Consider the following 25,998-nt stretch of genomic DNA (forward strand, 5'->3'; position numbering starts at 1 on the left):
CCGCTCAGGTGGGCCGGCCGAGGTCCTGGACGAGGGTGGGGGAGGGGCGCGGGATCTCCCCGAAGTCCTCGTCGTCACTGTCCACCACGAGCCGGTTGATCACGTTCTCCAGGGCCGTCGGCAAGGTCGGGGCGAGCCCGCTGTGCCACTGCACGAGGAGGTTGTGCCGGGCCGCGTCCGGCAGCAACTGCCGCTCGTCGAACGCCGCCGTGGACCGGCGCTCCTCGTCGGGGGCGTGCGCCGCCTGCTCCCGCCAGTAGGCGGCGTCGCGGTACTCGCCGTTGCGGCGGTGCGAGAGGTACAGGCAGTAGGCCGCGGTCCGGCTGCCGGCCCCCGCGCCGAAGTGCCACCAGAAGTGCGCCGCGTCGTCGCGCCCGGTGATGTGCAGCAGACAGGCGAACACCAGCGCGCCCTCGGGGTCGATGTGGTGGTCGTTGACCAGCCGCTCCAGGCTGGCGGCGGCCGCCGCGGCGTTGACGACCAGCGCACAGGCCAGCTGGAGTTCATGGGTGGCCTCGTCGCGGGCGCTGGGGTAGGCGCTGGGCGCCCCGCGGTCGGTGCGGGCCGGCAGCACCGCCACCCCCGCTGCCCGGGCTGCCGCGCCGTCCCGCGCGGGCCCGGCGGGCGCTTCGAGGCCGCCGAGTGCCCCCGTGTCGTCGAGATCGCAGAAACCGGCCAGGCCCTCGATGCCGGACACCGCGGCGGCGGCGCTGAGCAGCGTCTCGACGGTCTCCCGGCGGCCGGCCGGACGGTGGTGCGCCATGGTTCAGTTCCCCCTGAAGTTTCCCTGATCGATGCCGAGCGCCGCGGCCAGCTTGCGCTTGCCGCGGCTCGCGTAGGAGCGGACGGAGACCTCGTCGACGCCGAGCAGCGCGCCGATCTGGGCGTCGCTGTAGCCGAGACGTGCCGCAGCACGATCACGTCGCACTGCCGCTCCGGCAGTCTGGCGATGGCCGCGTAGAGCCCCAACTGGCTTTCCAGCATGGCGAATTGCTGCTGGCACTCGCGCAGCAGGGCCTGCGTGACGACGGCGAACGCGGCGGTCTCGGTGAGCGCGGTGGGCTGCTGGTGGTCGTAGAGCCACTCCACCACCCGCTCCTTGAGCACCGACCACGCGTACGCCTCCACCGACGCCTGCCGCAGCGCGTGCGCCCACAGCTGCCCGAGCTGCTCGTAGGCCGCCAGCGTGACCTCGCGGGCCGCGGCCTCGCTGCCGGTGTGGAGGTAGGCGTAGGTCAGCCACTTGCGGGCGTGCGTGGCGAGGAACGCCTCGAAGGTTATGGACAGCTGGCGGTCGGACGAGGCCGGTACGAAGGGCCGGGGTGGGCAGCGGGCGAGTGCGGCTAACTCCGCGCTATCGGCGTGCGCCGGGGCGCACGCCGGCAGAAGTCGGTCCCGGTCTGCGCTCACGAGCAGTCCTCGTTCCGTTTGCCGTGCACCGCTGGCCGGGCCCCGAGGCGCCGGTGGCAGCGGGAGGGCGGTTTGCCCTCACCCTCCAATGAACAGGAAAACGGCCCCGTTTGTGGCACGAGGGGCACAAAAATCTTTCGCTCCGTATTCATGTGACTACCCGTGACAATGTCATATGAGGAACCGTGGCACCGGGCGGCGTGCGCTGTCACGACGGTTGTCGGACGTGCGCCCCGCATGATCCGGGGCGTATCGGGCAGTGCTTCCCCAGCCGGGCACACCATGGCATGTTGTGCATCGGGGGCGCACGGTCCCTGAATGTGCGCCCCTTCGTCGGGGCCGCGACCGGAACGCCGTACCGGGGAGGCAGCGGACGATGAGCGAGCACGAGACCGTGGTGGACCTACAGCTGGACCGGGCCCACTCGTCCCGGATCTACGACTACTTCCTCGGCGGCAAGACCAACTTCCTGGCCGACCGGATGGCCGCCGGCAGCGTGCTGGGCGTCTTCCCCGCCGCGCTGGTCGCCGCCCGCATCAACCGCGAGTTCATGCACCGCGCCACCCGCTTCCTGGCCGAAACCGGTCTGCGGCAGTTCCTCGACATCGGCACCGGCATCCCCACCGGCCCCAACCTCCACGACATCGCCCAGGGCGTCGCCCCCGACGCCCGGGTCGTCTACACCGACAACGACCCCATCGTCCTCGCGCACGCCGCGGCCCTCCTGCTCAGCACGCCCGAGGGCCGCACCGCCTACGTCCAGGCCGATGTCACCGACCCCGAGGGCATCCTCGCCGCCCCCCGGCTCCGCGACACCCTCGACCTGACCCGCCCGGTCGCGCTCAGCCTCAACGCCCTGATGCACTTCGTCACCGACGACGGCCGGGACCGCGCGCACGCCATCGTCGAGACCCTCAAGGACGCACTCCCCAGCGGCTCCGTCCTCGCCATGACCCACGCCACGGCGGACTTCGACCCCGAGGCGATGGGGAAGATCAACGAGATCTACGCGGACGCCGGGACCGTCCTGCAGTTCCGCTCCCGCGCCGCCTTCCTCCGCTTCTTCGACGGCTGGGAGCTGCTCGACCCGGGCGTCACCCTCTCCCACCAGTGGCGGCCCGACCGCCCGGAGGACGCCACCCACGTCACCGACGCGGAGGCCGCCTGCTACGCGGGCCTGGCCCGCAAGCCCTGAGCGGGGCGGCGCCCGGGGAAGTCGCCCGCCGCGGTCACTCCTTCCGGTAGCCGTACGCCTCCCCGGCAGCCGCCGCGACCGCGTCCAGATCCGCCCCCGTCGAGGCGGTCACCACCGCGGCCACCGCCCCCTCCACGAACGGCGCGTCCACCAGCCGCGAGCCCTCCGGGAGTTCGTCGCCCTCGGCGATCAGCGCTTTGACGGTCAGCACCGCGCTGCCCAGGTCGACCAGGAGCGCCACCCCGGCGCCGCGGTCCACGCTCCGCGCCGCCTCGGCGATCAGCTCCGAACTCGTCCCCAGCCCACCGTCCGGCGTGCCGCCCGCGGACGCCACCGGCGCCCCCGCGTCCGCCCCGGCCAGCCCGCGCGCCAGCGCCGCCACCGAGTCGGCGACCGGGCCGCTGTGCGACACCAGCACCACCCCGACCAGCGACGCGCCGGCCGCGTCCGCCGCGCTCACGCCGCCACCTCCGCGAGCGCCGCGAGCAGCAGCGCCGACGAGGCCGCGCCCGGGTCCTCGTGCCCGATGCTGCGCTCGCCCAGGTAGCTCGCCCTGCCCTTCCTGGCCTGCAGCGGTACGGTCGCCACCGCACCGTCCCCCGCCGCCGCGGCCGCCGCCTCGAACGAGGTCTCCAGGGCCGCCACCCCCGGCACCAGCGCGTCGAGCATCGTCTTGTCACCGGGCGCCGAACCGCCGAGCTGGCCCACCGCGTCCACCCCGGCGCTGAGCCCGGCCCGCAGCTCCTCCGCCGACACCTGCGCGGCGTCGCCCAGCGCCTTCCCGGCCCGCCGCAGCAGCGTCCCGTACAGCGGCCCGGCCGCTCCGCCCACACTTGAGATCAGCTGCCGCCCGGCCGCGGTCAGCACGGCGCCGGGCGTCGCCGGGGCCTCGCCCTCGGTCAGGGCCTTCACCACGGCCGCGAAGCCACGCTGCATGTTGGTGCCGTGGTCGGCGTCACCGATGGCCGAGTCGAGCTCGGTGAGCCGCTCCGCCTCCCGGTCGACGGCGGCGGCCGCGGCCGTCATCCAGCGTACGAAGAACGCGGCATCCAGGGCCGTTTCGGACACGGGCTACTCTCCTTCGGTCGTTAGCTCATTGATCGACGACGCCGGCACTGCTTCCCCGCCGGACACCGGACGAACCCCCGGACGCCGACGGTTCTCACCGTCCCCAGCGGAGCCCGGGCGTCTCCACCGGTGCGTCCCACAACCGCAGCAGCTCCCCGTCCACCTGGCACAGCGTCACCGAGGCGCCCGCCATGTCCAGCGACGTCACATAGTTCCCGACGAGCGTACGGGCCACCGCCACGCCCCGCTCGTCCAGCACCCGGCGCACCTCCGCATTGAACCCGTACAGCTCCAGCAGCGGCGTGGCCCCCATGCCGTTCACCAGCACCAGCACCGGCAGCCGCGGATCCAGGTCCTCCAGGACCGCGTCCACCGCGACGTCCGCGATCTCGTGCGACGTCATCATCGCGCGCCGCTCCCGCCCCGGCTCACCGTGGATCCCCACCCCCAACTCCAGCTCACCGGCCGGAAGATCGAACGTCGGGCTGCCCTTCGCCGGCGTCGAACAGGCGCTGAGCGCCACCCCGAAGCTGCGCGAGGACTCCACCACCTGTCGCGCCAGCGCCTCCACCCGCTCCAGCGGCATCCCCTCCTCGGCCGCCGCCCCGGCGATCTTCTCCACGAACAGCGTCGCCCCCGTGCCGCGCCGCCCCGCCGTGAACGTCGAGTCGTTCACCGCCACATCGTCATTGACCAGCACACTGGCGACCTGGATGCCCTCGTCCTCCGCCAGCTCCGCCGCCATCTGGAAGTTCAGCACGTCGCCCGTGTAGTTCTTCACCACGAACAGCACCCCCTTCCCGCTGTCCACGGCCGCCGCGGCCCGCACCATCTGGTCCGGCACCGGCGAGGTGAACACCTCCCCGGGGCACGCCGCGTCCAGCATCCCCGGCCCGACGAACCCCCCGTGCAGCGGCTCGTGCCCGCTCCCGCCCCCGGACACCAGCGCCACCTTGTCCGCCACCGGCGCGTCCCGCCGTACGATCACCCGGTTCTCGGCATCCACCACCAGTTCCGGGTGCGCCGCGGCCATCCCGCGCAAGGCGTCGGCGACCACGGTCTCGGCGACGTTGATCAGCATCTTCATGAGTACCTCCTGGTGAGATGGGCGGTCGAGCCCTGACCTGTGCCTTCCCAGGTCTGGAGCAGGTATCTGGAGCAGATGTCGGATGTTCTCGGTGGGACGGTCCGCGGCGACCGGGGCGGGCGGGGTACGGCGGGACCGCTCCCGGCCCGGCGCCGACGCCCTGACGAGCGGTCAGCGCCCGTACCGGACGCGGCGTCACCCCGGAGGCAGTATCTGCGCTCCCGGCTCCAAGGTCACGTGACGCGGAGAGCGCGCGCGTCCCGTGGTCTCCGCGCGCGGTGCGGGCGCTCAGTGGCGGATGCCGTCCGCGCGCCGGAAGGTCCCGAGGCGGTGGCGGGCCTGCGGCGCCGGTGTGCGCCGGATCGCGATCAGGGCGGCATCGTCGTCGAGATGACCGTGGCAGTGGGCGAGGAGGTCCAGCCGGAGGTGGTGCAGGAGCGACTCCGGATCGCACGACGTCCAGTTGGCGACGCGTTGCGCGAGCGGATAGAAGGCACCGTTGCGGTCCCGGGCCTCGGTGACGCCGTCGGTGTACAGCAGGAGCATGTCACCGGACGCGAAGGCGATCTCGTCGGTGGTGTACCTGTCCGGCCCGGCCCCGCTCATCCCGCCCATCCCGAGCGGAGGCGCCGGATGGAGGCTCGGGACGGTCGTGACCCGGTGCCGGCTCAGGAGCAGGGGCGGGGGGTGCCCGCAGTCGGTCATCCGGGCGGCCGGCTCCTCGTGCGGGATCTCCAGCAGCAGCGCGGTGATGAAGTGTTCCGGGATGTCGCGGTCGGACTCGATGAAGTCGGTCAGGTAGCGGCACACGCTGCGGTCCAGTGCGGCGGCGAGTTCCGGCAGCGTCGGGTGCCGGTGCGCCGTTTCCCGGAACGCGCCGAGCAGCAGGGCGGACTCACCGATGGCGGCCAGGCCCTTGCCGCGCACGTCCCCGATGATCAGACGGGTCCCGCTGTCGGTGCGCGTCGCGGTGTACAGGTCGCCGCCGACCTCGGCCTCCTCCTCGGCGGCCAGATACAGCGACGCGATGTGCAGCGGGCCGATCCGGTGGGGGAGCGGACGCAGCAGCGCCTTCTGCGCCGCCTCGGCCACCGACCGCACCTTCGCCAGCTCCTGCTGGCGCCGCGCCCGCACCACGCAGAAGAACACGATCATGGCCGAGAGCACCGACAGGGCGAGGATCTGGATCATCACATTGCGCTCGGTGAAGAGCACCCCGAAGTGCAGCCCGATGTACACCTGCGCCATGACCGCCAGTAGCCCGATCGCCCCCGTGCGCCACGGGCCGGCGAAGGAGGCGGTGAGCGCGGGGGCGACGACGAGCAGGGGGCCCAGATGGACGTCGGCGGGGACGTTGAGATCGATGACCGTGATCACCGCGATGAGCGCAACGGGCAGCACCAGCAGTGCATGACTGGGTTGCCACGGCTGCCACAGGCCGCCAAAGTGCCGCTGGACGCCCACGCCCTCCACTGTGCACCCTGCGGGCCCGCCGGACGAGCCGGTGCCCCGGCCGGACGTCGACGCCGTACGCGGCCCCGGGCCCGACCGGCCCCCCACCGCCTCCCCGCGCGGCCGGGGCACCGCGCGCCTAGCGTGAGAAGCCGGAACGGCCGGAAGGAGTGAGCCACACCATGACTGAATTCCCGGAAGGCGCCCCCTGCTGGGCGGACGCCATGTTCAAGGACGTCGAGGGCGCCAAGAGCTTCTACGGCGAGGTGCTCGGCTGGACCTTCGGTGAGGCGGCCGGCGAGTACGGCAACTACACACAGGCGTACTCCGACGGGAAGGCCGTCGCCGCCGTCGTCCCGCCGATGCCCGGCGGCGACGACGTACCGTCCGCCTGGTGCCTCTACTTCGCGTCCAAGGACGTGCGGAAGACCGCCGAGAAGATCAAGGAGGCGGGCGGCACCCTGCTCATGGAGCCGATGCAGGTCGGCACGTTCGGGTCGATGGTGCTCGCCAGAGAGCCCAGCGGCGCCGTCCTCGGCGTCTGGCAGGCGGGCGCTCACCAGGGGTTCGAGAAGGTGGGGGAGCCCGGCGCGTACTGCTGGGCCGAGGCGTTCACGCGTGACCCGGAGAGGGCCGACGCGTTCCTCACCCAGGTCTTCCCCTATTCCGCGCGGAAAATGGAGCCCGGCACGGATCCCGACGCCCAGGGCATCGACTTCAAGGTGTTCAGCATCGGCGGCCCCGACAATCCGGTGCTGGGCCGGATGAAGATGGGTGACGAGTTCCCGAAGGAGATCCCCTCCTACATCCAGGTCTACTTCAACGTCGCGAACTGCGACGACGCCGTCGCCACGACCGAGAAGCTCGGCGGCCGGCTGCATTTCGGCCCCATGGACAGCCCGTTCGGCCGGTTCGCCGCGGTCAGCGACCCGCAGGGCGCGGCGTTCGCGGTGATCGACATGAGTACGACGGCCGGCGAGATGCCACGGATGACCGACGCCTGACCCGACCCCGTCGCGTCGCCCGCCCGCAGCGTGGTGGCCGCCGGCGGGCGAACGGTCGGACCGTGCGGTCCACGGTCAGCCGCGGCGAGGGCGTCCATCTCCTTCCCGCCCGTCATCCCGGGCATCGCCGAGTGGTCCGTCCCGGGCATGGAGGTCATGCCGGAGTGGTCCGCCCGGACGTCTTCCCGGGCACCGGCTCGCCCCAGGCCGTCAGCCACCCGGACAGCGTGGTGATCTCCGGGTCCTGGGCCTTCATGATCGTGGCGGCGACCTCCTTGACCTGCGGCGACGCGGCGCGGGTGGCGGCCGCAGCGGCCATCTCCAGCGCCTGCCGGTGGTGCGGGATCATGCCCTTGGCGAACGCCACGTCAGCGGCGTTGTGCGCACCGGCCGGGGCCGAGGCGCGCGGCGAAGCGGCGGGCCGGGAAGGGGAGTTGTGCGGCCCGCCCGCGCCGGCCGCGTGCGGGGGCGTACGGGGCCGAGCGGGGACGGCGTCAGGGCAGGGGGGACGGTCGGCCCGTCGAGGGCGGCGGACGCACAGGCCGGGTCCGCGTGAGGGACGTGCCCGCTGCCGCCGCGGTCACCGGCTCCGGCGCAGTGCGCGTGCGCGGTGACCCCGGCCGCCCGGTGCCCGTGTGCCGTGTCGCCCACGAGCCGGGCAGCGGCGTGACGGTGCGAACCTCGCCCCCCATCAGTCCGTTTCCTCCCGTCGGCCGCGACGGCAGGGCCGCGACACCGCGGCGGTCGCCGGGGCGGAGGTCCGCGCGGCGCGACGGACGTCCCAGGTGTAGAGAGGAGATATGAGCGTCCGGCGCGGTCTCACCCGGTTCGGCGGGTCCTGGCGGCCGAGCCACGGCCTGCTGGTCATACCGCTGGCGATCATCGTGCTGGTGACGGTGCTCGACATCAATGCCCCGACGACCATCCATCTCGGCCCGTTCCTGGTCGCCGCGCCGGCGATCACCGCCTCCTTCGCCGGGCCGCGCCTCACCGGGGTCGTCGGCGCCCTCGCCGTGGCCGCCCAGATCCTCATCGGGTACCTGCACGGCGGCCTGATGACCGCGAACCACCAGGCGCAGATCGCCGCGCTCGTCGTGCTCTCCGTGCTCGTCACGCTGCTGCGGTACGTACGCGAGCGGCGCGAGCGGCGGCTCACCCAGGTGCAGTCGGTGGCCGTCGCGGCACAGCAGGTGCTGATGCGGCCGCTGCCCGAGCGGATCGGGCCGCTGCGGATCGCCTCCTCGTACCTCGCGGCCGACGCCGAGGCCCAGATCGGCGGCGACCTGTACGCGGTGGCGCCCGCCGCCGGCGCGACACGGCTGGTCATCGGGGACGTACGGGGCAAGGGCCTGGCCGCCATCGGGGAGGCCGCGGTGCTGATCGGGGCCTTCCACGGCTCCGCGTACCGCAACCTCTCGCTGCCCGCCCTCATGGCGCACCTCGGGAACTCGGTGTACTGGAACACGGTCCACCAGGCCGACGGCGACCCCGAGTCCGCGGAGTCGTTCGTGACCGCGCTGCTCCTGGACGTCCACCACGACGCGCCCGGCCTCTCGATGATCAACTGCGGTCATCCGCCGCCCCTGCTGATCACCGCCGACGGCGTACGGACCCTGGAGGTGCGGGAGCCGGCGCTTCCGCTGGGCCTCACCGCGCCGTCGGAGAGCGACTACGAGGTCGAGGCCGCCGGCTTCGGGCCCGGCGAGCTGCTGCTCCTCTACACCGACGGGGTGATCGAGGCCCGCGGACCCGGCGGCGCCTTCTACCCGCTGGCCGACCGGCTCACCGCCTGGGCCGAGACCGATCCGCCGTCCCTCGTCGCACGCCTGCACGACGATCTGCTCCGGCACGCCGGCGGCAACCTGGACGACGACGTGGCCGTCATCGCGCTCGCCCGCGCGCCGTAGCCGGTGCGGCAGGACGGACCGCGCTCGCCTCCGCTCCCCGTGCGGCGCACCCTGGAGAGGTGACCCGGTAGCCACGAGCCGAGCTGTGAGGTGCCTGATGAGCACGCTCGAAGAACACATCGACATCGGCGTCCCCCTCGAAACGGCCTGGGAATGCCTGCACCGCGCGGAGTCCTATCCGCAGTTCGTGGACGGCGTGCGCGAGGCCCGCGCGGAGGGCGAGGTGACGCACCTCGACGTCGACGCGGGCGGCCGCGCCCAGGAGTACGAGATCGAGATCCTCGACCGCCCCCAGGACAAGGTGATGCGGTGGCGGACCACGAGCGGCCCCGAGCTGGCCGGGACCTTCTCGCTGCTGCCGATCGACGGCGAGCACACCCGGATCCAGGCCCGGTTCGAGTACCGGCCGGGCACCATCACGGAGGCGTTCGGCGGCCCGAAGGGCTTCGCCCAGGCGTCCGCGATCGAGCGGGGCGTCCGCAGCGACCTGGAGCAGTTCAAGGAGCTGGTGGAACAGGGGCGGTGAGGGGGCCGGCGTCCTGACGGTTCGTCAAGTCAGCGCACCGCGGGGTGCCGTGGCCGCGGTGGCGCGCTCCGTCCCCGGTCACGCCGCCCGCGTCCGGCCGGGCGGCCGGGAGGCCAGCAGCATCAGGGCCACGTCGTCCTGCCGCGCCGCGTCGGCGTGCAGGTGCGCCAGCAGGGCGTCGGCGAGGCGGTCGGGGCTCTGCGCCGGTCCGCCGTCGAGACGGGCGGCGAGCGCGGCGACGGCGCTGTCCAGATCGACGCCCGGCGTCTCGATCAGGCCGTCGGTGTAGAGGGCGAGCAGGGAGTCCGGGGGGAGGCCGATCTGGGTGGCCTCGTACCGGGCGTCGGGCTCGATGCCCAGCAGCAGGCCCGGCGGAACCCGCAGCACCTCGGTGTGCCCGTCGGGGTGGCGGAGGATCGGCGGCGGATGGCCCGCGCTGGCCAGGCACGCGACCCGGGTCCGCAGGTCGATGTGGACGTACAGGCAGCTGGTGAACAGCTCCGGGTCGAGGTCCGTCAGCAGCCGGTTCGTCCGGGCCAGCACCTCGCCCGGTGACGCGCCGGCGGTGGCGTGGGCGTGCACGGCGGTACGCGCCTGTCCCATGAGGGCGGCGGCCGCGGCGTTGTGCCCCTGGACGTCGCCGATGACGGCGGCGACGTGGTGCTCGTCGAGGCGGATCAGGTCGTAGAAGTCACCGCCGATGTCCATGCCGCGGGCCGACGGCAGATAGCGGGCGGCGACGGCCAGCCCGGGCACCGAGGGCAGGCTGTGCGGCAGCAGCCCGGCCTGCAGGTCGTGCGCCAGCTGCTGCTTGGCGTCGTACAGCCGGGCACGGTCCAGCGCCTGGGCGATCAGCCCGGCGAGGGACGTGAGGACCTGGCGTTCCTCGGTGCTGAAGGTGCGGGGCCGGGCGTACGACAGGATGCAGCAGCCGACCGGACGGCCGGAGACGATCAGCGGCAGTACCGCCCGGGCCGCCTTTCCCGTCAGGTGCGGCAGTCCCGGGTAGTCGCTCTCGATCTCGTCGGGGGAGGAGTAGAAGCTGGGCTCCCCGGTGGACAGGACGTGCACGGCCGGGCTGTTGGCGGCGCCGAGGGCGACGCCCTCGAAGGTGGCGACGACCTCGGCGGAGTACCCGCGGTGGCCGATCGTGCGCAGCCGGCCGCCCTCCGCCGCGTACATGATCATGCCCTGGGCGCCGAAGGCCGGGACGATCTGGTCGGCGACGAGATGGACGACGTCCTGGACCCCCACCGCCTCGGTGAGCGCCGCCGCCAGGTGCAGTACGTGGTAGATCTGCCCGGCCCGTACGGGCACCGGCTCGCCCTCGGCCGGAAAGGGCGCCACCGGGCCGTGGTCCTTGCCCGACGGGCTGATCCAGACGCTCAGGCCCCGGCCGTCCGGGAAGAGCCGGAAGGTCAGCCACTGGTGCGAGGGGTGGCGGGCGGTGAAGGACACCGGCCGGCGGCTGAGCACCGCGGCGCGGTAGCGGTCCTCGAAGACCGGGTCGCGCATCCACGGCAGCGCCTCCCAGGGCCGCTCGCCGATCAGCCGCGACTCCTGCTCGCCGAGCAGCTCCACGGCGCCGGTCGAGACCAGGGTGATGCGGCCGTCCAGGTCCAGGGCGCACGCGCCGCCCGGCAGCCGCTCCAGGTAGTCGACCGCCGCCAGCGCCTGCTCCGTGCCGACCGTCCGCGCCGGCGGCGGCGCCAGCACCCGCGGCGCCTCGGGCGGCGGGGTGCGGCCGTCAGGGCGGGGACCGGCCGCCAGGAGGGCCGCCAGCCGCCCGCAGGCGGCCTCCACCGCCGCCTTCTCCTCCGCCGACAGCTGCGGCGGATGGCCCGCGGGCCACAGCAGCAGCAGTGCGCCCAGCCGGACGGTGGCCTCGGTGACCGGCGCCGCGGCCAGCGAGAAGTCGTAGGGGACCGCCACCGCCGTACGGGGGAAGTCGCGCGCCAGCTGCTGATGGCCGCCGGCCCACACCAGCCGCTGCCGGCGGGTGGCGACGGCGACCGGGATCGGGGCCGCCAGGGCCACCCGGCACCAGGGGGTCAGGAACGGCGCCGGGAGGCCACTCATGACCGTCAGCTGGAGCACCGGCTCGTTACGCGTCAGCTCGTACAGCCCGGCCATGGAAGCGCCCGTCTCCCGCATCGCCCGGAGCAGTGCCCGGTCCACCGGACCGGAACCGGTCCCGCCGCTCATCTCGCACCTTCACACCGCTGTCGTCGTGACCTCGCGACCATTCCGGTCCGGCCGGCCGTCCCGCCGCCGGACAGTGCCGACGTTACGCCGCCCGAAGGGCCCCGGCATGCGGGTGCCCGCCCCGACCGCCGCTCCGCATGTGCGGAGGGTTGATGGTGGTATGGCGAGAGGTGGGATAAGGCGCGACGTATATCATGTAATGGCGCCTTTTTCCGTAGGCGCGGGCAGCATGTCGTCTCCGACACCGGAGAGGGAACATGGCCGCAGAAGACGACGAAACAGCGCGCGTCCGGCGCCCGACCAGCCGGAAGACCGCGGCGAAGACCGCCAGGAAGACCAGCGGCGTGAAGACCGCGGGGAAGTCCGGCGAAAGCCGGGACGGCAGCCGGACGAGCGAGGACACCACGAGCCAGGACACCACGCACCGCGCGGGCCGCCGCGTCTCGGCACCGCGGGCCATGCGGAGGGCGGCCGAACAGCTCCAGGAGCTGCTGGGCCGGGCCCCCGAGTCCGTCTCCGCGGTCAAACCGACCGACAACGGCTGGCAGGCGGACGTGGAAGTCCTGGAGCTGGAACGCGTCCCGGGGACCACCAGCGTGATGGCGAGTTACCGGGTGACGCTGGACGAGGAGGGCGAACTGCTGGCGTACGAGCGCATCCGCCGCTACACCCGGGGGCAGATCGACCCGCGGGGCTGAACCGGGGATGCCGCGCCGGCACTGTTCGGCCGACGAACGAAACGGCCGCTCCGCGACCGGGGCGGGCCGGTGAAGGGAGGCACCGTGACTGTGGTGCCGCAAGGCCAAGGAACCATGTCCCGGGGCGGTGGAGCCAGCTCCGGAAACCTCTACGACATCCTCGATCTGATCCTGGACCGCGGGCTGGTCATCGACGTCTTCGCACGGGTGTCGCTGGTCGGCATCGAGATCCTCAAGATCGACGCCCGCATCGTCGTGGCGAGCGTCGACACCTATCTGCGGTTCGCGGAGGCATGCAACCGCCTCGACCTCGAGGCCGGCAACAAGAAGCCCCAGGACCTGACGGATCTGGTCGGCGAGATGACCGAGAGCGGGTCCCACGGCAAGGCCAAGGGGGCCCTGAGCGGAGCCGCGGATGCGGTGGCCAACGCCCTCAAGGGAGGGAGCGACGAGGACGAGGAGGAGCCCGAGGAACGGCAGAAGGAGCCGGCGGGCAAGCGCGAGCGGCCGGCTCGCCGACCGGTACGGCACCGAAAGGAATGAGCCATGGCCGTTTATGTCTACTCCATCGTCGCGACCTCACATCCGCACCGCCTGGACGACCTGAAGGGTGTGGGCGATCCGCCCACCGCGCTGCGCACCGTGAAGGACGGGGAGCTGACCGCGGTCGTCAGTGACGCCCCCGAGGAGCTCCGTGCCAAACGCCGCGACCTCGCCGCCCACCAGGCGGTCCAGGAGCGGCTGATGGCCGACGGCACGGTCCTGCCGCTGCAGTTCGGGTTCGTCACCGACGACGACGCCGCCGTACGGACGGTGCTGGAGGAGCGCGCGGAGCAGTACACCGAACGGCTGGCGGCGCTGGAGGGCAGCACGGAGTACCACCTGAAGGCCGCCCAGGACGAGGACGCCCTGCTGCGCCAGATCCTGCTGGAGAACGACCGGGCCCGCGAACTCAACGAGCAGATCAGAAGCGGCCAGGGCAGCCCGGACCTGCCGCTCGCCCTCGGTGAACTCGTCTCCCAGGAGGTCCAGGCCCGCCAGGCCCACCTCGCCGACTCGGTCATCGACGCGCTGCGCGGCCTGGCCCAGGAAGTACGGGTGTCGGAGCCGACCGGCGACGACTTCGTGAACGTGTCCTTCCTGGTGCACCGGGACGGCGAAGACGCCTTCCGCACCGCCGAGAAGGAACTCGCCGACGAACTCGGCGGCGACTTCGACCTGCGGCTGCGCGGCCCGCTGCCCGCGTACAGCTTCGTGTGAGGAGGACGTCATGGCAGGGCTGCTGACCCATCTCGCGACCCTCCCGCTGGCACCGGTGCGCGGCGTCGCCTGGGTCATGGAGCGGGTCGTCGAGGCCGCGGAGGACGAGGCGTACGACCCGGCGCCCGTCGAGCAGGAACTCGCCCGGCTGGAGGAGAAGCTGCTGGCGGGCGAGATCGACGAGGAGACGTTCGACCGGCGCGAGGACGAACTGCTGGACCAACTGGAGGAGATCAGGGCCCACCGCCGCATCACCGGCCCCTGACCGGCGGCGGACGGCGACGCACCGACAGCGAGGAACCCGACGACAAGGCATCCGACAGCGAGGGATCTGACGGCAAGGAATCCGACAGCGAAGCACCTGACCGCGACGCAACTGACCGCGACCGACAGCTGACGGCGACCGACATCGGAGGGAGCGGCCGTGACCGAACCCGTCGCCAGGAGGACCGGCGACTACCCGTCCCGAGCAACCCCGTACGGCCAGCAGGGCTCCTCGGCCAACCTCGCCGACATCCTCGAACGGGTCCTGGACAAGGGCATCGTGATCGCCGGTGACATCCAGATCAACCTCCTGGACATCGAACTGCTCACCATCAAGCTGCGGCTGCTGGTCGCCTCGGTCGACAAGGCGAAGGAGATGGGCATCGACTGGTGGGAGCACGACCCCGCCCTGTCGTCCCGGGCCGCCGACGGCAACCGCTCGCTCACCGAGGAGAACCGGCGGCTGCGCGCCGAGATCGAGGAACTGCGCGCGGGCGCCGAGCTGCCGGCGGCCGAGGAGAGCCCCCGCGCGTCGGCCGAGGAGAGCCCCCGGGCCTCGGCGGAAGAGAGTTCCCGCCCCGCGCGTGCCTCGAACCCTTCGCGCACCACCAGGGGGAAGAAGGCGGCGGCCCGCCCCCGTAAGAAGCGGGACACACCATGACCGGGACCGTCGCGTACGCCTACGCGGTGGCGCGGGACCCCGACGGCTCGCTGGAGGAGGCGCTCGGCGGGCTGCCCGGGGTCGCGGACGCCCCGGTCCGGCTGGTGCGCACCGGCGGCCGGGGGGACGTGGTGGTCGCGGTGAGCCAGGTGCCCGAGCGGGACTTCGAGGAGGGCGCGCTCCGGGCCCACCTGGAAGACCTGGACTGGCTGGAGGGCGTCGCCCGCGCCCACCACCGGGTGATCGAGGCGCTGGCGGCACGCACCACCGTCCTGCCGCTCCGCCTCGCCACCGTCTATCTCGACGAGGAACGCGTGCGGCTGATGCTCGAAGAGCGCCTGGCGGCGTTCGCCGACCGGCTGTCCGCCCTGGACGCCCATGTGGAGTGGGGCGTCAAGCTGTACGTCGAGGCCCCCGCCGAGGCCGCCCCGCAGGCCGGGGCGCCGGAACCGGACCTCAGCCCCGGGAGGGCCTACCTCAGGCGTCGCGGCGCGCAGCGGCACGCCCGCGAGGACGCCTACCGCGATGCCGAGGAGGCGGCCCGGCGCATCGACGCCGCCGTCCGTCCGTACGCGGTCGACCGGGTCCAGCACCGCCCGCAGCAGGGCGAACTCGCCCGTGGACCCGGCGAGAACGTCGTCAACGACGCCTATCTCGTGTCGCAGGAGCACGCCGAGAGCTTCCGCGCGGACGTGCTGCGGGCCGCCGAGGGACTGCCCGGCGTACGTGTCGAGGTCACCGGCCCCTGGGCCCCGTACTCCTTCGCCACGCCCACCGAGGCCGAACCGCTGAGGAGAGCCGCGCAGTGAGAGCCGCGGGCGGGCCGCCGGCCAGGGCGGACGAGCCGCTGCCGGACCGGCAGATCGCACTGATCGACCTGCTGGACCGGCTGCTCAGCGGAGGTGTGGTGCTCACCGGCGACCTCGTGCTGTCCATCGCCGACATCGACCTGGTGCGCATCTCGCTGCGCGCGCTGATCGTCTCCATCAGCGAGCAGAATCCGGGCCCCTGGCCCTCCGTCACCGCTGCCCTGCGAGACGACGATGACCGCTGAGGGCGACGGCCGCCCGGCCGGCAACCGCTTCGACGACATCGCCGACGCGGCGGCTCGCGCCTTCCGCCTGCTGCCCGCCGCGCCCCAGGACATCCAGCCCCCGGCCGGCGGGGCACCGCGCGGCCCCGCACACCGGGTCACCGCCGACCCCGACACCGTGGAGCGGGACCTGATCAAGCTCGTGCTCACCCTCGTCGAGCTGCTGCGGCAGCTCATGGAACGCCAGGCCCTCCAGCGGGTCGAGGCCGGGGGCCTCACCGAGGAACAGGAGGAACGGCTGGGCGCGACGCTGATGATCCTGCACAGCCGGATGGTGGAGCTGTGCGAGCAGTACGACCTGACCCTGCAGGACCTCAATCTCGACCTCGGGCCTCTCGGGACCTTGCTGCCGCCCGCCGAGTGACAAACACACTGACAGCGAACAGCGAACTTCGTTCACACACCGGGAGCGAGCACGGAGAGCCCGGCGGGCGTCACCGGCCGGAGGAGGCCGGTGACGCCGCCCGCTGCCGGCGGCGCCGCCCGCCTCACTCCTCCTCTTCCTCCTCCGCGTACCCCTCTTCGTCCTCGTCCCATTCACCCTCGCCCTCTTCCTCCTCCGCGCCTTCTCCCTCTTCTCCCTCTTCCCCCTCTTCTTCTTCCTCCGGGACTTCCTCGTCGCCCTCGTAGCCCTCTTCGGCGTCCGCGTATTCCTCGCGGCCCTCGCCGTTCTCCTCGCCTTCCTCGGCTTCTTCGTTCGCTTCGCTTTCCTCTTCCTCGACGGCTTCCTCGTGGGTCTTCACGACCTCGCCGTCCCGCACCTCGCCGCGCCAGCCCTCCGGGTCCTTGTCGGTGAGGGTCACGTAGCGCTGGAAGTGCTTGAAGTCCAGCCGCAGCCGGCGGCCCTGGGCGCGCCAGATGTTTCCGGTCTTCTCGAAGAATCCCGAGGGGTAGTATTCGACGACCAGCACGATGCGGGTCAGATTCGGTGCCAGTTCATGGAAGCTGACCGCACCACGGGTCGATCCCTTGGCGCCGTCGGACGTCCAGACGATGCGGTCGTCGGGTATCTGCTCCTGCACCGTGGCCTTCCAGCCCCGGGTCGAGGGCCCGACCTTGACCTTCCAGTCGCTGGCCGTCTCGTCGCTGGACGAGACGCTGCGGACACCCTTCGTGAAGCTGCTGAACTTGTCGTACCGCGTCCAGTGGTCATAGGCGGTCCGCAGCGGCACGCCGACGTCCAGCACCTCGATGATGTTGGTGACCTTGGTGGTTCCCGACGAGCGTCCCTTGCCCTTGCCGCCGCCGAAGACCTCCTTGGCCTTCTCCACGACGTTTTCCTTGACGTCCTTCGCCTTGCCGGTCACCAGCGCCTTGAGGGGCGACTGACCGCTCAGCAGGCCGGAGGCGACCTTGCCCAGCGAGCCGCCGTTGCTGACGACGTCGGTGAGCTGCTCGGTGACGTCCCCCAGCTTGTCGCCGGCGCGTTCCGCCATGTTCCCGACCCACGCCGTCGCGTATTCGCCGAGCTCCTCACGCAGCCGATCGAGCCCCGAGTCCCCGCTGCCCTGTCCTGTCTTGGCCATGCCCGGTCACCTCCGGCCCTTGACGCGCGACGACGTCTTCTTCGCGCTCTGCTTCGTGGTTTTCTGCGCGGATTTCTGCGGAGATTTCTTCGCCGGCGGTCGGGCCGTCTTCTTCGCGGCCTTCTTCGCGGGCGCCTTCTTGGCCGGAGCCTTCTTCGCCGTCTTCTTCGCCGCGGTCTTCTTCGCTGCGGGCCGCTGCGCCGTGGCCTTCTTGGCCGGCGTCTTCTCAGCCGTGGCCTTCTTGGCGGCGGCCTTTTTGGCCGGGGCTTTTTTTGCGGGGGCCGCCTTCTTCCCCGTGGTCTTCTTCGCGGCGGCCTTCTTGGCCGGGGCCTTCTCCGCTGCGGGCCGCTTCGCAGCCGCCTTCTTCGCGGGTGCCTGCTTCGCCGCGGCCTTCTTCGCGGGGGCCTTCTCGGCCGGTGCCTTGCGCGCAGCGGGCCGCCTTCCGGGCCGCTTTGCCGGGGCCTTGCGCCCCGTGGGCCGTGCGCGGCGGGGCCGCTCGGGCTCCTCCTCCGGCTCCTCTTCTTCCTCCTCCTCTTCTTCCTCCTCAGGCTCTTCCTCAGGCTCTTCCTCTTCCTCCTCGGGCTCTTCCTCCTCGCCCTCGTACTCCTCCTCCGGCTCTTCCTCGCCCTCTTCCTCCTCGCCTTCCTCGTACTCCTCCTCTTCCTCCTCGGGCTCGCCCTCCTCGTACTCCTCCTCTTCCTCCTCTTCCCGTCCCGGCTTCAGCCCCACACCGCTTTCGAGCAGGCGGGTACGGTCGTGGAGCGTGTCGGCGAGATCGGCCAGCTTGCGGTTGGCGGCGCTCGTCAGCGCCTGCCGCCCGACATTCATGACCTCCCCGCGCAGCTGGTCGCCGAGCTCGGCGACCTGGGGGATCTCCCCGAGTCTGCGGACGCCCTCGGCGACCAGCTGGCGCGGCTCCAGACCGAACTGCTTCCCGGCGAGGTAGGACGCCGCGGTGAGAGCGAGCCGGCCCTTCTTCGTGCGGCCCAGTACGTACCCGCCGGCCACGGCCGCGGCGAGCATGATCTTGGTTCTCTCGTTCATGGATGCGTCCCCTTTTCCTGGGCGTGCTGCCGATCGGCGCCATAATTCAAGAGTGATCCGTGTGCCGGGCTACGCATCTCGAGCGGGCCGGAGGGGACGCTCCAAGACCCCGTTTCCCGCGGCCAACGGCCTGGTGAAAGGGGGTGCGCGCGCTTCGCCGGGGCGGTTTGAATCCCCGTCGGCGCGGGCCGTCGCGCCCTTTGCGCCGCGGCCGCGCGGGGAGCGCAGTCGTGCGGAGAAGGTGCGACGGACCTAGGCTCGGAATATGCCGGGAACACGCCGTGCACCGTTTCGTGTGGGAGTAGGGGAAGCACGGTGTGTTCGCCGGCGCACGGCGTGGATCCGGCCGTTCGCGGTGGCCGCGGTCGTGGCGCTGCTCGGCGCCCTGATGGGAACTCCGGCCGCGGTGGCCGCCGATGACCCGCACCTGACGCGCTTCTACCAGCAGCGGCTCGCCTGGGAGCCGTGCCCGCAGAACATGGGGGCCGGCACGCAGAGCCCGGACGTCACCCCGCCGCCGGGCCACCAGGAGCGGCTGGAGTGCGCCCGCATGGAGGTGCCGCGCGACTACACCGCCCCCGGGAACCGCACGCTGCAGGTCCAGCTGATCCGGCTGCGGGCCACCGGGCCCGGCAAGCGGCTCGGTTCACTGGTGCTCAATCCCGGCGGGCCGGGTGCCTCCGGCGTCAACTACCTCATCGCCAGCGGTAGCGCCTTCGCCCGGCTGGGGCAGCAGTACGACATCGTCAGCTTCGACCCGCGCGGCACCGGCCACACCGAACCGGTCTCCTGCGGGGACAAGCTGGCCCCGCCGCCCGGCAACCCCTCCGACGACACCCTCGCCGCGAAGGAGAAGCGCATCAACGACGCCTGCGGGCGCTACTCCGGCGGGCTGCTGGAGTGGGTCGGCACCCCTGACGTGGCACGGGACATGGACGTCCTGCGCGCCGCGGTGCACGACGACAAGCTCAACTACCTGGGGTTCTCGTACGGCACCAAGCTCGGCGCCGTCTACGCCCACGAATTCCCGGACAAGGTCGGCCGGATGGTCCTCGACAGCGTCGAGGACCCGACCAAGAACAACTGGCAGACCGCGCTGGCCCAGGCCCGGGGCTTCCAGCGGGCGCTGGACGACTTCGCCGACGACTGCATCCACGCCACGGACTGTCCGCTGGGCACCGACGGGCGGCACGCCCAGGACCAGCTGCGCACCTGGTACCAGCAGTTGAGCGAGCGGCCGATGAAGGTGAACGGGCAGACGGTGGACGAGACGACGTACGTCTATGCGCTACGCGAGGCGCTGTACAGCAGGAGCGACTGGCCGGCGCTGCGGCAGGCGCTGGCACAGCTGCGGCGCGGCGACGGGTCCGGGATCCTCCGGATGAGCAACAGCGGCGGCAGCCGGGCCGGTCTGCCGCACCGGGCGCCCGCCCGCACGGCCGGCCACCCCGCCGGTGGGCAGCGGACGCCGGCACGGCAGACCGGGCAGGACGACCTGCCGTCGCAGGACCAGCTGGCGCTGCGGGCGATCTCCTGCCGGGACACCTCCGAGCGGTACGGCGCCGGTGACTACCCCCGCGCCGAGCGCGAACTGACCCGCGCCTCGCCGCTGTTCGGGCCGGACATCGCACCGACCCTGCTGGACTGCTACGACTGGCCGGTCGCCGGCGACGACGCGTCCCGCGACGTCTCGGCCCCCGGCGCGCCGCCCATGCTGCTGGTGGCGACCACCAACGACCCGGCCACGCCGTACGAGGGTGCCGCGCACATGGCCCGGGCGCTGGGCAACGGCAGCACCGTGCTCACCTACCGCGGGGAGGGCCACGCCGCGTACACCACCGGCGACCCGTGCGTACAAGGCCATGTCGACGACTTCCTGCTCAACGGCGCGCTGCCGAAGCCCGGTACGACCTGCGGCTGACCCCGGCGCCGTCAACGGGGCGTGCACCCGCCTCACTTGTAGTAGCGGTTGTCCTCGACGTCGACCACCGGCGCGCCGGGGGACGGCGGCTGCGTGCGCCGCCGCTTGAGGATGCTCACGTACGTCGCGAGGCCGATGATGCCGACGATCATCATGATGATCCCCACGAGGTCGAGATTGACGCCGGCCATGTGCCAGTCCGTGGCGAAGGTGAGGATCGCCCCCACCGCGAGCAGACCGATGCACCCACCGATACCCATGGTGTCAGCCTCCATAACTGTGGTGAAAGGAAGTCCTGTTGACCAAGTCCTGTTGACGTGCGGGTACCCGGGTGCGGGCGACTCATGTCGTGTCGTGTCGCGCTGCGGGCGGCCGGTCTCAGCCGGCCCGCCGGGCGCCGCGGCTCGCCGTCTTCTTCGCGGCGGACTTTCCGGCCGTCTTCTTGGCGGTGGACTTCGCAGCGGTGGACTTCGCCGCGGTGGACTGCGCGGACTTCTTCGCGGCGGCGCCGGAGGCCGTCTTCGTGCCGGACTTCGCGCCGGACCCGGTCCCGGACTTCGTGCCGGAGGCGGTGGAGGTCTTCGCCGCCGCCTTCTTCGCCGGGCGCTTCGCCGCGGCGCGGCCGGTGTCCCCCTCGTCCTCGCCGCGGGACCGCTTGGCGGCGCGGACGCTGTCCTGCAGCGCCGCCATCAGGTCCATCACCTGGCCGCCGGAGGGCTGCTCCTCGCCGGTGCCGAACTCCGGCTCACGGTGGGCGAGCTTCGCCGCCACGAGCTCGTCGAGCGCCTCGCGGTAGTGGTCGTGCAGGTCGTCCTCCGACAGTTCGCCGAAGGAGTCCATCAGCGTCTCGGCCGCCGCCACCTCATTGGGGTGGACCTCCACCTCCCGCTCGGGCAGCACCCCGTCCATCGACCGGATCTGGTGCGGCCACAGCAGCACCTGCATCACCAGCGCGTCCCCCATGGGCCGGATCATGGCCAGCGTCTCCCGCCCGTGCAGGGCGATCTTGCCGAGCCCGACGCGCTCGTGCCGCTCCATGGCTTCGCGCAGCAGGACGTACGGCTTGGCCGCGGCGGGGCTGTCGGTGGCCAGGTAGTAGCCCTTGCCCATCTGCAGCGGGTCGATGTCACCGCCGGCGACGAAGGCCAGGATCGTCAGCGTCCTGGCGGTCGGCAGCGGCAGGGCCTCCAGGTCCTCGTCGCTCAGCGGGACGACGACGTCGGCGTCGTGCGGCCGGTAGCCGCGGCCGATCTCGTCCGGGGAGACCTCGGTGCCCTCCAGCGAGCACACGGGCTGGTTGCGCACCCGCCCGCCGTCGGCCGTGTGGATGCGGACGAAGCTGACCGACGCGGAGGTGTCCGTGGCGTTGTACGCGGCGACCGGGATGGTGACCAGGCCGAAGCTGATGCTGAACTTCGCCGTGGGACGCATGGGGGGCCGCCTTCGTCGCTGCCGCGTTCGGCTCCATGCTAGGCGGGGCGGACGAAGGGTACATCTGGTGATGTACCGGACGGGTTAACCGGGCTCTGCCCGGGCCGCGGGGCGTACCCCACGGCCCGGGCAGGTGCCGAGGCCGGTCAGGTCGTCGCGTGCCGGTGGTCTCCGGCGCACAGGGCCCAGATGATGAAGATGTCGATGGCGATCAGCACCAGGGCCCAGAACGGGTAGTGCGGGATCCACAGGAAGTTCGCGAGCGCGCCGAGGCCGGCGAGGATCACGCCGACCACGCGCGCCCACATCGCCCCGGTGGCCAGCAGCGCGACGCCCGCGAGGAGGATCACGATGCCCAGGATGAGATGGATCCATCCCCAGCCGGTGAGGTTGAAGGAGAAGACGTAGTTCTGCGTCGTGACGATGAGGTTGTCCCGTGCGATGGCGGAGATGCCCTCCAGGAGGGTCATCGCGCCACCGAAGATCATCAGGACTCCGGCGAATGCCGTCCATCCGCCCACGACGGTCTGCTTGCGCGCAGCCATGGGTCACTCCTCACTTGAGAAACCTGGCCGCGGCACGATCCTGACCGTGGCCATGCCCTGACTACACGTTTACATACGTCCAGTTTGTCCGCATGTCAGGAACGGGCGGAGGCCGTGCGTTGGGCGCGAGGCAGGTCCGTCCCGGAGTGACGGTGCAACAGTGGCGGAACGCGTCACGCGCGTCGCGGTCGTGGCGCAGGTTCGGTGCACGCCGCGCGGTCCGGCGGCGGAACGGGACGGCGGCCGGGGCGCTCATCAGGCGGCTGCGCGGCGGCGACCCCTGCCGGTCTGTCCCGTGGGGCCGCCGTGCCGCCCGGGCGGGGTACGCGTGCCCTCGCCGCCCGGGCGGGGTTCCGGTGTCTCACGCCGCCCTGGTCGAAGTGCCCGGCAACGGGACCGGGTCGGGGGCGGGGCCCGGCTCGGGACCGGGCGTCGGCGGGGCCGGGTTCGGCGGCAACGGGTCCGGCTCGGGGCCCGGTACCGGCGGCGGGATCGGATCGGGGCCGGGCGCGGGGACCGGGCCGGGCCCCGGACCTGGCGTGGGTCCTGGTGGTCCGGGGCCCGGGCCCGGAGTGGGGGGCACCGGGTCTCGCTGGGTGCGCCCGTACGGGGCGCCGGCTTCGTAAGGCATGTGGTTCTCCTTGCCGCTCCGGCGCCGCTCATGCGGCGGGGCGGGGACGAACTGCCCGGCGGGCGGTCCCTCCTCACTCTGCGACGGCGCCCGCGGCACGGCGAGGGGGACGGTCCACCCGCGGGTCGGCCGCCACCCGGACGCCGGAGCGTAGGGCGGCGCGCAACGGGTACCCCGCCCGCATGGACGACTCGGACGACGGCACGCACGACGAGGGCGGGGACGGCGCGACGCGCACCGTCCGCGCCGGACGCCGTACGGTGCGGATCCACCGGCCGGACAAGGTGCTCTTCCCCGACGACGGGCTGACCAAGGCCGAGGTCGTCGACTACTACGGCCGGGTGGCCGCCGCCATGGTCCCGCAGCTCCGCGGGCGCCCCCTGATGCTGGAGCGGCTCCCCGAAGGGCTGGGCGGCCCGCACTTCATGCAGAAGGAGACCCCGGACCACTACCCCGACTGGATCCGGCGGGCCGAGGTCGCCAAGGAGGGCGGCACTGTCACCCACCCCCTCTGCGACGACAAGGCCACCCTGCTCTTCCTCGCCGACCAGGCGTGCCTCACCCTGCACCGCTGGCTGTCCCGGGCCGACCGGCCCGACCACCCGGACCGGCTGGTCTTCGACCTGGACCCGCCCGGCACCGACTTCGAAGCGGTGCGCGAGGCCGCCCGGGCGCTCCTCGGCCTGCTCGACGAACTCGGGTTGCCGGCCGCCCTGATGACGACGGGCTCGAAGGGGCTGCACGTCATCGTCCCCCTCGACGGCAAGAGCGACTTCGACACCGTGCGCGGCTTCGCCCAGGACACGGCGGAGGTGCTGGCACGGCGTCACCCGGACCGGCTCACCACGGCCGTACGCAAGAAGGCGCGCGGTGACCGGCTCTACCTCGACGTGCAGCGCAACGCCTACGCGCAGACCGCCGTCGCCCCCTGGTCGCTGCGCGCCGTACCGGGCGGCCCGGTCGCCGCGCCGATCAGCCACGACCAGCTCGACGACCCCGGACTGGGCGCACAGAGCTGGTCGTTGCGGGACGTCGACGGTGTGCTGGCGCAGCTGCGGTCGGCGCCGTGGTCCGCGGTGCCGGGCCGCGGACGGTCACTGACCGCCGCCCGCAAGCGGCTCGACGCGCTGCGCTGAGCGGGGCGGCTCAGTCGTCCCGCCGCCCCTCCGCGCGCCGCCGCTCGGCGACCACCGTCTCGTCGAGCTCCCGGCGCTCCCGCCGGGCCCGCGCCCGGTCCCCCGGCGACGCCTCGGTGACGTCCAGGAAGATCTGGTCGGCGGTCGGCCACTCCTCCCGCATCCCCCTCTTGACCCGCACCAGCACCTCCTCGACCTCCTCGCTGTCCAGCCCGCCGCAGAGGTCGATCCGGGCCGCGACCAGCATCGAGCCGGGGCCCAGCCGCATCGTCAGCAGGCCCGTCACCGTGTCGATCTCCGGCTGCCGGTCGAGGTATTCGTGCATCGCCTGGCGCAGTGCCGGATCGACCGCCTCACCGATGAGCGCCCCGCGCGACGCCTCGGCGAGTTGATAGGCGACGAACATCAGCAGCGCCCCGATGACCAGCGACGCCCCGGCCTCCCACTGCGCCGCGCCGGTGACCAGGTGCAGCCCCATGCCGGCCATGGCCACCAGCACCCCGAAGCAGGCGGTGGCGTCCTCGGCCAGCACCGTCCGCAGCGCGGGATCGTCGCCGGTACGGATCGCCGTCAGCATGCCGGTCCCGGCCGCCCGCGCCTGCCCGTGGACCTGGGCCAGGGCGCGCAGCAGCGAGGCGCCCTCGGCGAGCAGCGCCACGGCCAGCACGATCAGCCCGGCCGTGTAGCCCGCCCGGCTCTCCGCGTGGCCCGAGCGCAGCGCCTCGATGCCCTGGAAGAAGGAGAAGCAGCCGCCCATGACGAAAATTCCGACGGCGGCGAGCAAGGACCAGAAATAGCGCTCCTTGCCGTAGCCGAAGGGGTGCTCGGCATCCGGTTTCCGTGCGCTGCGTTTCAGGGAGGCCAGCAGAAACAGCTCGTTGAGACTGTCCGCGACCGAATGCGCGGCCTCGGAAAGCAGCGCGGGGGACCCGGCGAAAAGCCCGCCGATCAGTTTTGCCAGGGCAATCACCAGATTGGCGCCGAGCGCCACGAAAACCGTGACCGCGGTCCGGGCGTCCGCCCCGCTCTCTTCGTCGTCCGTCAAGCGCGCCTCCCGCTGCCCGGTCGGACCGCCGAGGCGAGCGTATGCGCCGGGGCCGGGGCGCGCACGCGGTACGGGCGGCATTGCGCCCCACGGAGCAGCGGCTGTTTTCCGCCCGGCGGACCGGGGAGGGGTCACAGCGGAAACATCGCCGGGAATTCCCGAACGACGGAGGACGCGTCATGGCCACGCCTGGCCTTTTCTCTTCCGCGGACACCTGCGGAGGTGCCTCATGACACCCCGGGGCGGGCAGCGGGGCATTGCCCGGACTCTCCTGGAGAGGCACGGCAAGACCTTTGCGGAAGAGGCCGGAATCCGCCTGAAGGACACCCCGCAGCCGCTGTACCAGACGCTGGTGCTGGCTGCCCTGCTCAGTGCGCGGATCCGGGCGTCGGTGGCCGTGGCGGCCGCCCGCGCCCTGTTCGACGCGGGCCTGCGCACCCCGCGGCGGATGACCGGCGCGACCTGGCAGCAGCGGGTCGACGCCCTGGGCGAGGGCGGCTACCGGCGCTACGACGAGCGCACCGCCACCCAGCTCGGTGACGGTGCCCGGCTGCTGCTGGACCGCTACGGCGGTGATCTGCGGCGGATGCGGGACGCGGCGGACGGTACCGCCGACGCGCTGCGCGCCGCCCTCCAGGAGGTGCCCGGCATCGGGCCCGCCGGCGCCGGCATCTTCCTGCGCGAGGTACAGGCCGTCTGGACCGGTCTCGCCCCCTGCCTCGACCCCAAGGCCCTGCAGGGCGCCGAGCGGCTCGGCCTGCCCGGGGAGGCCGGCAAGCTGGCGCGGCTGGTCGGCAAGGACGAGAGCGCCGCCTTCGCCTCGGCACTGGTGCGCGCGGCGCTGGACGCGTCCGTCGTGGACGACGTACTGAGGGCGGCGGACGCCTGA

30 protein-coding genes are annotated in these 25,998 nt (G+C 72.7%); 15 read left to right on the plus strand and 15 right to left on the minus strand.

The window, feature by feature from the left end; translation table 11 throughout:
- Window positions 1-4: 4 nt before the first annotated feature.
- Window positions 5-763 carry a hypothetical protein gene (locus SL103_RS13120; protein ID WP_069569026.1) on the minus strand — a complete coding sequence of 253 codons (759 nt, stop codon included), beginning with the start codon at window positions 761-763 and terminating at the stop codon, window positions 5-7.
- Between the two features lie 3 nt (window positions 764-766).
- Window positions 767-928: a hypothetical protein gene (locus SL103_RS38655; RefSeq protein WP_244303900.1), complete on the minus strand. Its 162-nt coding sequence runs from the start codon at window positions 926-928 to the stop codon at window positions 767-769.
- 858 nt (window positions 929-1,786) lie between these two features.
- Between SL103_RS38655 and SL103_RS13130 the strand changes: the two genes are divergently transcribed.
- Window positions 1,787-2,605 carry an SAM-dependent methyltransferase gene (locus tag SL103_RS13130; protein WP_069569027.1) on the plus strand — a complete coding sequence of 273 codons (819 nt, stop codon included), beginning with the start codon at window positions 1,787-1,789 and terminating at the stop codon, window positions 2,603-2,605.
- A gap of 34 nt (window positions 2,606-2,639) precedes the next feature.
- On the opposite strand, the gene SL103_RS13135 is transcribed toward SL103_RS13130, so the two are convergent.
- The 4 genes from SL103_RS13135 to SL103_RS13150 all read right to left on the minus strand — a co-directional run bounded on the left by SL103_RS13135 (window position 2,640) and on the right by SL103_RS13150 (window position 6,224).
- Window positions 2,640-3,065, minus strand: coding sequence for a PTS-dependent dihydroxyacetone kinase phosphotransferase subunit DhaM (locus SL103_RS13135; RefSeq protein ID WP_069569028.1), 426 nt, complete (start codon window positions 3,063-3,065; stop codon window positions 2,640-2,642).
- The gene (gene dhaL / locus SL103_RS13140; RefSeq protein ID WP_244303901.1) at window positions 3,062-3,673 is read right to left on the minus strand and encodes a dihydroxyacetone kinase subunit DhaL; all 612 of its coding nucleotides are present in this window, start codon (window positions 3,671-3,673) and stop codon (window positions 3,062-3,064) included. The genes SL103_RS13135 and dhaL overlap by 4 nt, the downstream gene beginning before the upstream one ends.
- Before the next feature lie 94 nt (window positions 3,674-3,767).
- Window positions 3,768-4,760, minus strand: coding sequence for a dihydroxyacetone kinase subunit DhaK (gene dhaK, locus SL103_RS13145; protein ID WP_069569029.1), 993 nt, complete (start codon window positions 4,758-4,760; stop codon window positions 3,768-3,770).
- A gap of 288 nt (window positions 4,761-5,048) precedes the next feature.
- Entirely contained in the window at window positions 5,049-6,224 is a 1,176-nt protein-coding gene (locus SL103_RS13150) for a PP2C family protein-serine/threonine phosphatase (protein WP_069569030.1), read from the minus strand.
- A gap of 170 nt (window positions 6,225-6,394) precedes the next feature.
- On the opposite strand from SL103_RS13150, the gene SL103_RS13155 reads away from it, so the two are divergent.
- Complete coding sequence (locus SL103_RS13155; RefSeq protein ID WP_069569031.1) at window positions 6,395-7,216, plus strand: VOC family protein; 822 nt, start codon at window positions 6,395-6,397, stop codon at window positions 7,214-7,216.
- Between the two features lie 154 nt (window positions 7,217-7,370).
- Here the strand turns inward: SL103_RS13155 and SL103_RS37260 are convergent, their stop codons facing one another.
- Window positions 7,371-7,583: a DUF305 domain-containing protein gene (locus SL103_RS37260; protein WP_069569032.1), complete on the minus strand. Its 213-nt coding sequence runs from the start codon at window positions 7,581-7,583 to the stop codon at window positions 7,371-7,373.
- Entirely contained in the window at window positions 7,562-7,867 is a 306-nt protein-coding gene (locus SL103_RS39520) for a DUF6153 family protein (protein ID WP_432215352.1), read from the minus strand. The genes SL103_RS37260 and SL103_RS39520 overlap by 22 nt, the downstream gene beginning before the upstream one ends.
- A 149-nt stretch (window positions 7,868-8,016) precedes the next feature.
- On the opposite strand from SL103_RS39520, the gene SL103_RS13165 reads away from it, so the two are divergent.
- Window positions 8,017-9,123 (plus strand): PP2C family protein-serine/threonine phosphatase, encoded by a 1,107-nt coding sequence (locus SL103_RS13165; protein ID WP_069569033.1) that lies wholly within the window; start codon window positions 8,017-8,019, stop codon window positions 9,121-9,123.
- Window positions 9,124-9,220: 97 nt separating this feature from the next.
- Entirely contained in the window at window positions 9,221-9,649 is a 429-nt protein-coding gene (locus SL103_RS13170) for an SRPBCC family protein (RefSeq protein WP_069569034.1), read from the plus strand.
- Window positions 9,650-9,727: 78 nt separating this feature from the next.
- Here the strand turns inward: SL103_RS13170 and SL103_RS13175 are convergent, their stop codons facing one another.
- Entirely contained in the window at window positions 9,728-11,854 is a 2,127-nt protein-coding gene (locus SL103_RS13175) for a SpoIIE family protein phosphatase (RefSeq protein WP_069569035.1), read from the minus strand.
- 344 nt (window positions 11,855-12,198) lie between these two features.
- Between SL103_RS13175 and SL103_RS13180 the strand changes: the two genes are divergently transcribed.
- The 8 genes from SL103_RS13180 (at window position 12,199) to SL103_RS13215 (ending at window position 16,194) form a co-directional block, all read left to right on the plus strand.
- Entirely contained in the window at window positions 12,199-12,552 is a 354-nt protein-coding gene (locus tag SL103_RS13180; RefSeq protein WP_069573670.1) for a gas vesicle protein, read from the plus strand.
- A gap of 84 nt (window positions 12,553-12,636) precedes the next feature.
- Window positions 12,637-13,095: a gas vesicle structural protein GvpA gene (locus SL103_RS13185; protein WP_069573671.1), complete on the plus strand. Its 459-nt coding sequence runs from the start codon at window positions 12,637-12,639 to the stop codon at window positions 13,093-13,095.
- 3 nt (window positions 13,096-13,098) lie between these two features.
- A complete protein-coding gene (locus tag SL103_RS13190) occupies window positions 13,099-13,812 on the plus strand; it encodes a GvpL/GvpF family gas vesicle protein (RefSeq protein WP_069569036.1) in 714 nt (237 codons plus the stop codon).
- 10 nt (window positions 13,813-13,822) lie between these two features.
- Window positions 13,823-14,077: a gas vesicle protein GvpG gene (locus tag SL103_RS13195; RefSeq protein ID WP_069569037.1), complete on the plus strand. Its 255-nt coding sequence runs from the start codon at window positions 13,823-13,825 to the stop codon at window positions 14,075-14,077.
- A gap of 159 nt (window positions 14,078-14,236) precedes the next feature.
- Entirely contained in the window at window positions 14,237-14,737 is a 501-nt protein-coding gene (gene gvpJ / locus SL103_RS13200; RefSeq protein WP_069569038.1) for a gas vesicle protein, read from the plus strand.
- Window positions 14,734-15,546 (plus strand): GvpL/GvpF family gas vesicle protein, encoded by an 813-nt coding sequence (locus SL103_RS13205; RefSeq protein WP_069569039.1) that lies wholly within the window; start codon window positions 14,734-14,736, stop codon window positions 15,544-15,546. The genes gvpJ and SL103_RS13205 overlap by 4 nt, the downstream gene beginning before the upstream one ends.
- On the plus strand, window positions 15,543-15,791 hold the full coding sequence (locus SL103_RS13210) for a gas vesicle protein (protein ID WP_069569040.1): 249 nt from the start codon (window positions 15,543-15,545) through the stop codon (window positions 15,789-15,791). The genes SL103_RS13205 and SL103_RS13210 overlap by 4 nt, the downstream gene beginning before the upstream one ends.
- Window positions 15,781-16,194 (plus strand): gas vesicle protein K, encoded by a 414-nt coding sequence (locus tag SL103_RS13215; RefSeq protein ID WP_069569041.1) that lies wholly within the window; start codon window positions 15,781-15,783, stop codon window positions 16,192-16,194. Before SL103_RS13210 ends, SL103_RS13215 begins: the two co-directional genes overlap by 11 nt.
- Before the next feature lie 124 nt (window positions 16,195-16,318).
- Here the strand turns inward: SL103_RS13215 and SL103_RS13220 are convergent, their stop codons facing one another.
- Both SL103_RS13220 and SL103_RS13225 read right to left on the minus strand, forming a co-directional pair.
- Entirely contained in the window at window positions 16,319-17,356 is a 1,038-nt protein-coding gene (locus SL103_RS13220; protein ID WP_069569042.1) for an SRPBCC family protein, read from the minus strand.
- 6 nt (window positions 17,357-17,362) lie between these two features.
- The gene (locus tag SL103_RS13225; protein WP_069569043.1) at window positions 17,363-18,400 is read right to left on the minus strand and encodes a histone H1-like repetitive region-containing protein; all 1,038 of its coding nucleotides are present in this window, start codon (window positions 18,398-18,400) and stop codon (window positions 17,363-17,365) included.
- A gap of 355 nt (window positions 18,401-18,755) precedes the next feature.
- Between SL103_RS13225 and SL103_RS13230 the strand changes: the two genes are divergently transcribed.
- Window positions 18,756-20,321 (plus strand): alpha/beta hydrolase, encoded by a 1,566-nt coding sequence (locus SL103_RS13230; protein ID WP_069569044.1) that lies wholly within the window; start codon window positions 18,756-18,758, stop codon window positions 20,319-20,321.
- A gap of 32 nt (window positions 20,322-20,353) precedes the next feature.
- Here SL103_RS13230 and SL103_RS13235 read toward each other — a convergent pair whose 3' ends face one another.
- From SL103_RS13235 to SL103_RS13245, 3 genes are all read right to left on the minus strand, one after another.
- Window positions 20,354-20,581 carry a DUF6458 family protein gene (locus tag SL103_RS13235; RefSeq protein WP_033270044.1) on the minus strand — a complete coding sequence of 76 codons (228 nt, stop codon included), beginning with the start codon at window positions 20,579-20,581 and terminating at the stop codon, window positions 20,354-20,356.
- Between the two features lie 118 nt (window positions 20,582-20,699).
- Window positions 20,700-21,752 carry a Ku protein gene (locus SL103_RS13240; protein ID WP_069569045.1) on the minus strand — a complete coding sequence of 351 codons (1,053 nt, stop codon included), beginning with the start codon at window positions 21,750-21,752 and terminating at the stop codon, window positions 20,700-20,702.
- Window positions 21,753-21,898: 146 nt separating this feature from the next.
- Window positions 21,899-22,297 (minus strand): DUF7144 family membrane protein, encoded by a 399-nt coding sequence (locus SL103_RS13245; protein WP_069569046.1) that lies wholly within the window; start codon window positions 22,295-22,297, stop codon window positions 21,899-21,901.
- An 813-nt stretch (window positions 22,298-23,110) separates the two neighbouring features.
- On the opposite strand from SL103_RS13245, the gene ligD reads away from it, so the two are divergent.
- The gene (ligD, locus tag SL103_RS13250) at window positions 23,111-24,064 is read left to right on the plus strand and encodes a non-homologous end-joining DNA ligase (RefSeq protein ID WP_069569047.1); all 954 of its coding nucleotides are present in this window, start codon (window positions 23,111-23,113) and stop codon (window positions 24,062-24,064) included.
- A 10-nt stretch (window positions 24,065-24,074) separates the two neighbouring features.
- Here the strand turns inward: ligD and SL103_RS13255 are convergent, their stop codons facing one another.
- The gene (locus tag SL103_RS13255) at window positions 24,075-25,109 is read right to left on the minus strand and encodes a cation diffusion facilitator family transporter (RefSeq protein ID WP_069569048.1); all 1,035 of its coding nucleotides are present in this window, start codon (window positions 25,107-25,109) and stop codon (window positions 24,075-24,077) included.
- A 229-nt stretch (window positions 25,110-25,338) separates the two neighbouring features.
- Here SL103_RS13255 and SL103_RS13260 point away from each other — a divergent pair, with 229 nt between their 5' ends.
- Window positions 25,339-25,998, plus strand: a complete 660-nt coding sequence (locus tag SL103_RS13260; protein ID WP_069569049.1) for an endonuclease — start codon at window positions 25,339-25,341, stop codon at window positions 25,996-25,998.

The organism is Streptomyces lydicus, from assembly GCF_001729485.1.
GTDB lineage: Bacteria > Actinomycetota > Actinomycetes > Streptomycetales > Streptomycetaceae > Streptomyces > Streptomyces lydicus_D.

Bases quoted from the DNA above. Each gene is read 5' to 3' on its own strand.
- SL103_RS13215 (WP_069569041.1), top strand. From the start codon at position 15,781: ATGACCGCTGAGGGCGACGGCCGCCCGGCCGGCAACCGCTTCGACGAC.
- SL103_RS13130 (WP_069569027.1), top strand. From the start codon at position 1,787: ATGAGCGAGCACGAGACCGTGGTGGACCTACAGCTGGACCGGGCCCAC.
- SL103_RS13245 (WP_069569046.1), bottom strand. From the start codon at position 22,297: ATGGCTGCGCGCAAGCAGACCGTCGTGGGCGGATGGACGGCATTCGCC.
- SL103_RS13205 (WP_069569039.1), top strand. From the start codon at position 14,734: ATGACCGGGACCGTCGCGTACGCCTACGCGGTGGCGCGGGACCCCGAC.
- SL103_RS13120 (WP_069569026.1), bottom strand. From the start codon at position 763: ATGGCGCACCACCGTCCGGCCGGCCGCCGGGAGACCGTCGAGACGCTG.
- SL103_RS13220 (WP_069569042.1), bottom strand. From the start codon at position 17,356: ATGGCCAAGACAGGACAGGGCAGCGGGGACTCGGGGCTCGATCGGCTG.
- SL103_RS13235 (WP_033270044.1), bottom strand. From the start codon at position 20,581: ATGGGTATCGGTGGGTGCATCGGTCTGCTCGCGGTGGGGGCGATCCTC.
- SL103_RS13190 (WP_069569036.1), top strand. From the start codon at position 13,099: ATGGCCGTTTATGTCTACTCCATCGTCGCGACCTCACATCCGCACCGC.
- SL103_RS13170 (WP_069569034.1), top strand. From the start codon at position 9,221: ATGAGCACGCTCGAAGAACACATCGACATCGGCGTCCCCCTCGAAACG.
- SL103_RS13195 (WP_069569037.1), top strand. From the start codon at position 13,823: ATGGCAGGGCTGCTGACCCATCTCGCGACCCTCCCGCTGGCACCGGTG.
- SL103_RS13260 (WP_069569049.1), top strand. From the start codon at position 25,339: ATGACACCCCGGGGCGGGCAGCGGGGCATTGCCCGGACTCTCCTGGAG.
- dhaK (WP_069569029.1), bottom strand. From the start codon at position 4,760: ATGAAGATGCTGATCAACGTCGCCGAGACCGTGGTCGCCGACGCCTTG.
- SL103_RS13175 (WP_069569035.1), bottom strand. From the start codon at position 11,854: ATGAGCGGCGGGACCGGTTCCGGTCCGGTGGACCGGGCACTGCTCCGG.
- ligD (WP_069569047.1), top strand. From the start codon at position 23,111: ATGGACGACTCGGACGACGGCACGCACGACGAGGGCGGGGACGGCGCG.
- SL103_RS13155 (WP_069569031.1), top strand. From the start codon at position 6,395: ATGACTGAATTCCCGGAAGGCGCCCCCTGCTGGGCGGACGCCATGTTC.
- SL103_RS13240 (WP_069569045.1), bottom strand. From the start codon at position 21,752: ATGCGTCCCACGGCGAAGTTCAGCATCAGCTTCGGCCTGGTCACCATC.
- SL103_RS13165 (WP_069569033.1), top strand. From the start codon at position 8,017: ATGAGCGTCCGGCGCGGTCTCACCCGGTTCGGCGGGTCCTGGCGGCCG.
- SL103_RS13225 (WP_069569043.1), bottom strand. From the start codon at position 18,400: ATGAACGAGAGAACCAAGATCATGCTCGCCGCGGCCGTGGCCGGCGGG.